3 rRNA genes are annotated in these 5,706 nt (G+C 54.0%); all 3 read left to right on the plus strand.

The features are described 5' to 3' along the window. The first annotated feature begins 270 nt into the window (after positions 1-270). The 3 genes from D9V29_RS14720 to rrf all read left to right on the plus strand — a co-directional run bounded on the left by D9V29_RS14720 (position 271) and on the right by rrf (position 5,692). Positions 271-1,793: ribosomal RNA gene (locus D9V29_RS14720) — 16S ribosomal RNA — on the plus strand. A 495-nt stretch (positions 1,794-2,288) separates the two neighbouring features. After that, positions 2,289-5,420, plus strand: a 23S ribosomal RNA gene (locus tag D9V29_RS14725). Positions 5,421-5,575: 155 nt separating this feature from the next. Continuing rightward, positions 5,576-5,692, plus strand: a 5S ribosomal RNA gene (gene rrf, locus D9V29_RS14730). Together the 16S, 23S and 5S rRNA genes form the textbook arrangement of a ribosomal RNA operon. The last annotated feature ends 14 nt before the right edge of the window (positions 5,693-5,706 follow it).

Here is a 5,706-nt window from a genome sequence, read left to right on the forward strand (position 1 = left end):
TAGAGAAGTTGCCCTGCGGAGCAGCCCGGAAGGGTGAAAAGCAGGAGCATCCGATCCTTGAGAACTCAACAGCGTGCACAATGTCAAATGCCAAATACCCGTCGGCTTGATCTTTTGATCGAGTCGCGGATTCCTTTGGAAAACATTTAAACAACAAAGCAAGTCAGTAATGATTTGTTCTGTCAGTTTCAAACTCGCAGTGCTTTCGCCTATTCCGGTGGGGTGCTGCAACTAATGTGCCGGCATCTTCGGGTGTCGTGCGTTTAAACATTTACGGAGAGTTTGATCCTGGCTCAGGACGAACGCTGGCGGCGTGCTTAACACATGCAAGTCGAACGATGAACTCCAGCTTGCTGGGGGGATTAGTGGCGAACGGGTGAGTAACACGTGAGTAACCTGCCCTTGACTCTGGGATAAGCGTTGGAAACGACGTCTAATACCGGATACGACCAGCCCCGGCATCGGGTGTTGGTGGAAAGAATTTTGGTCAAGGATGGACTCGCGGCCTATCAGGTAGTTGGTGAGGTAATGGCTCACCAAGCCTACGACGGGTAGCCGGCCTGAGAGGGTGACCGGCCACACTGGGACTGAGACACGGCCCAGACTCCTACGGGAGGCAGCAGTGGGGAATATTGCACAATGGGCGAAAGCCTGATGCAGCAACGCCGCGTGAGGGACGACGGCCTTCGGGTTGTAAACCTCTTTTAGCAGGGAAGAAGCGAAAGTGACGGTACCTGCAGAAAAAGCACCGGCTAACTACGTGCCAGCAGCCGCGGTAATACGTAGGGTGCAAGCGTTGTCCGGAATTATTGGGCGTAAAGAGCTCGTAGGCGGTTTGTCGCGTCTGCTGTGAAAACCCGAGGCTCAACCTCGGGCCTGCAGTGGGTACGGGCAGACTAGAGTGCGGTAGGGGAGATTGGAATTCCTGGTGTAGCGGTGGAATGCGCAGATATCAGGAGGAACACCGATGGCGAAGGCAGATCTCTGGGCCGTTACTGACGCTGAGGAGCGAAAGGGTGGGGAGCAAACAGGCTTAGATACCCTGGTAGTCCACCCCGTAAACGTTGGGAACTAGATGTGGGGACCATTCCACGGTCTCCGTGTCGCAGCTAACGCATTAAGTTCCCCGCCTGGGGAGTACGGCCGCAAGGCTAAAACTCAAAGGAATTGACGGGGGCCCGCACAAGCGGCGGAGCATGCGGATTAATTCGATGCAACGCGAAGAACCTTACCAAGGCTTGACATATACCGGAAACGGCGAGAGATCGTCGCCCCGCAAGGTCGGTATACAGGTGGTGCATGGTTGTCGTCAGCTCGTGTCGTGAGATGTTGGGTTAAGTCCCGCAACGAGCGCAACCCTCGTTCTATGTTGCCAGCACGTAATGGTGGGAACTCATGGGATACTGCCGGGGTCAACTCGGAGGAAGGTGGGGACGACGTCAAATCATCATGCCCCTTATGTCTTGGGCTTCACGCATGCTACAATGGCCAGTACAAAGGGCTGCAATACCGTAAGGTGGAGCGAATCCCAAAAAGCTGGTCCCAGTTCGGATTGAGGTCTGCAACTCGACCTCATGAAGTCGGAGTCGCTAGTAATCGCAGATCAGCAACGCTGCGGTGAATACGTTCCCGGGCCTTGTACACACCGCCCGTCAAGTCATGAAAGTCGGTAACACCCGACGCCGGTGGCCTAACCCTTTATTGGGAGGGAGCCGTCTAAGGTGGGATTGGTAATTAGGACTAAGTCGTAACAAGGTAGCCGTACCGGAAGGTGCGGCTGGATCACCTCCTTTCTAAGGAGCATGTGCCAGTCCGTCTGTCTACAGCGGAATAACTGGCCAAGTCAGATCAGGACGAACGTTCCTGGCTGGCGCTCATGGGTGGAACATTGACATTGATGCGGATCGGGATGATCCGGTATGAGTACGCCTTCTCCTTCGGGGGTCGGAAGGAAAGCACCGGGTTGGCCGGGTTCGTATGTTGCACGCTGTTGGGTCCTGAGGGACCGGAACGCATCACGAAAGTGGTGTGGGCTGAACTCTCTGGACCTTCTCCTGTTTGCAGAACCGTATGGTGGCGAGCAGGGTGGGTACCGCCCGTACTTTGAGAACTACACAGTGGACGCGAGCATCTTAGATTTGAACACTTCACGTGTTCAAATCACATTGACTCAGCGTATTTCGGCCGGCTCTTGAGCTGGTTGATGCGTTGGGTTATCAATTGATCTGATTTATTCAGATTCATTGGTCAATTTTTCCGAAACGAAAGATCGATTCAAACTCATGTGATTGCAAGTTTCTAAGAGCAAACGGTGGATGCCTTGGCATCTGGAGCCGAAGAAGGACGTAGTAATCTGCGATAAGCCTCGGGGAGCTGATAAACAAGCTTCGATCCGAGGATTTCCGAATGGGGAAACCCCGCCAGGCGGAGCAATTCGACCTGGTGACTCCCGCCTGAATATATAGGGCGGGTAGAGGGAACGTGGGGAAGTGAAACATCTCAGTACCCACAGGAAGAGAAAACAACAGTGATTCCGTCAGTAGTGGCGAGCGAAATCGGAACAGGCTAAACCGAGCATGTGTGATACCCGGCAGGGGTTGCATGTTCGGGGTTGTGGGACTTTTCAGTACTGGCTGCCGCTGGTACAGCGTTACAGAGCGTTATAGACGAACAGGATTGAAAGCCTGGTCAGAGAGGGTGCGAACCCCGTAGTCGAAATGACGTGATGGCGCGAAGAGTATCCCAAGTATCACGGGGCCCGAGAAATCCCGTGTGAATCTGTCAGGACCACCTGATAAGCCTAAATACTCCCAGATGACCGATAGCGAACAAGTACCGTGAGGGAAAGGTGAAAAGTACCCCGGGAGGGGAGTGAAATAGTACCTGAAACCGTTTGCTTACAAACCGTTGGAGCCTCCTTGTAGGGGTGACAGCGTGCCTTTTGAAGAATGAGCCTGCGAGTTAGCGATATGTGGCGAGGTTAACCCGTGTGGGGTAGCCGTAGCGAAAGCGAGTCTGAATAGGGCGATTCAGTCGCATGTCCTAGACCCGAAGCGAAGTGATCTATCCATGGCCAGGTTGAAGCGCGTGTAAGAGCGCGTGGAGGACCGAACCCACTTAGGTTGAAAACTGAGGGGATGAGCTGTGGATAGGGGTGAAAGGCCAATCAAACTTCGTGATAGCTGGTTCTCTCCGAAATGCATTTAGGTGCAGCGTTGCGTGTTTCTTGCCGGAGGTAGAGCTACTGGATGGCTAATGGGCCCTAAAAGGTTACTGACGTCAGCCAAACTCCGAATGCCGGTAAGTGAGAGCGCAGCAGTGAGACGGTGGGGGATAAGCTTCATCGTCGAGAGGGAAACAACCCAGACCACCAACTAAGGTCCCCAAGCGCGTGCTAAGTGGGAAAGGATGTGGAGTTGCACAGACAACCAGGAGGTTGGCTTAGAAGCAGCCACCCTTGAAAGAGTGCGTAATAGCTCACTGGTCAAGTGATTCCGCGCCGACAATTTAACGGGGCTCAAGCACGCCACCGAAGTTGTGGCATTGACGTATTAGGTAGGCCGCACATTTAGTGTGTTGGTCCAGCCATGTTGATGGGTAGGAGAGCGTCGTGTGGCCAGCGAAGCGGCGGTGTAAACCAGCCGTGGAGGCCACACGAGTGAGAATGCAGGCATGAGTAGCGAAAGACGGGTGAGAAACCCGTCCTCCGAATGACCAAGGGTTCCAGGGCCAGGTTAATCCGCCCTGGGTAAGTCGGGACCTAAGGCGAGGCCGACAGGCGTAGTCGATGGACAACGGGTTGATATTCCCGTACTGACGAAGAACCGCCCAAACCAACCCAGTAATGCTAAGTGTCTGAATCCCAGTGATTGATCCCTTCGGGGTGAGACTCTGGGCCTAGCGCACGACCCTATGCTGGCACGGTTAGCGTATTAACAGGTGTGACGCAGGAAGGTAGTCGGTCCTGGGCGATGGTTGTCCCAGGCCAAGGTTGTAGGCCGAGAGATAGGCAAATCCGTCTCTCACACAGGCTGAGAGCTGAAGGGGAGCCCGCAAGGGCATGATCCGATGATCCTATGCTGCCAAGAAAAGCATCGACGCGAGGTTCCAGTCACCCGTACCCCAAACCGACTCAGGTGGTCAGGTAGAGAATACCAAGGAGATCGAGAGAATCGTGGTTAAGGAACTCGGCAAAATGCCCCCGTAACTTCGGGAGAAGGGGGGCCTGACACGTCAACGGATTTACTCCGGGAAGCGTGGTAGGGCCGCAGAGACCAGTGGGAAGCGACTGTTTACTAAAAACACAGGTCCGTGCCAAGTCGCAAGACGATGTATACGGACTGACGCCTGCCCGGTGCTGGAAGGTTAAGAGGAACGGTTAGCCGTAAGGCGAAGCTGAGAATTTAAGCCCCAGTAAACGGCGGTGGTAACTATAACCATCCTAAGGTAGCGAAATTCCTTGTCGGGTAAGTTCCGACCTGCACGAATGGCGTAACGACTTCCCAGCTGTCTCAACCGCGAACTCGGCGAAATTGCACTACGAGTAAAGATGCTCGTTACGCGCAGCAGGACGGAAAGACCCCGTGACCTTTACTACAGCTTGGTATTGGTGTTCGGTGTGGCTTGTGTAGGATAGGTGGGAGACTGTGAAGCTGGCACGCTAGTGTCGGTGGAGTCATTGTTGAAATACCACTCTGGTCATATTGGATATCTAACTTCGAACCGTAATCCGGTTCAGGGACAGTGCCTGGTGGGTAGTTTAACTGGGGCGGTTGCCTCCTAAAAAGTAACGGAGGCGCCCAAAGGTTCCCTCAATCTGGTTGGCAATCAGATGTCGAGTGTAAGTGCACAAGGGAGCTTGACTGTGAGACTGACAAGTCGAGCAGGGACGAAAGTCGGGACTAGTGATCCGGCAGTGGCTTGTGGAAGCGCTGTCGCTCAACGGATAAAAGGTACCTCGGGGATAACAGGCTGATCTTGCCCAAGAGTCCATATCGACGGCATGGTTTGGCACCTCGATGTCGGCTCGTCGCATCCTGGGGCTGGAGTAGGTCCCAAGGGTTGGGCTGTTCGCCCATTAAAGCGGTACGCGAGCTGGGTTTAGAACGTCGTGAGACAGTTCGGTCCCTATCCGCTGCGCGCGCAGGAAATTTGAGAGGATCTGACCCTAGTACGAGAGGACCGGGTTGGACGAACCTCTGGTGTGTCAGTTGTTCCGCCAGGAGCACCGCTGATTAGCTACGTTCGGGATGGATAACCGCTGAAAGCATCTAAGCGGGAAGCCGGCCTCAAGATGAGATTTCCACGCCTTTATGGCGAGAGGCTCCCAGCTAGACTACTGGGTTGATAGGCCGGATGTGGAAGAGAGGACTAACGACTCTCGGAGCTGACCGGTACTAATAAGCCGATAACTTGATAATCAAACCCACCCTCGAGGTGGGAGCATGAAATTTGATTCGATGTTTCGAAAAAATTGCATGATGCTCCGCGTCCACTATGTGGTTCTCGATGTACGGTCGAGAACCGAACAAACATATGTTTGTTCGATTCGATTTTGACTAACGTCAACAATTGTTTCGGCGGCCATAGCAAGAGGGAAACGCCCGGTCACATTCCGAACCCGGAAGCTAAGACTCTTTGCGCCGATGGTACTGCAGGGGGGACCCTGTGGGAGAGTAGGACACCGCCGGACTTAACTTAGTAAAA

The organism is Mycetocola manganoxydans (assembly GCF_003667545.1).
Lineage (GTDB): Bacteria > Actinomycetota > Actinomycetes > Actinomycetales > Microbacteriaceae > Mycetocola_A > Mycetocola_A manganoxydans.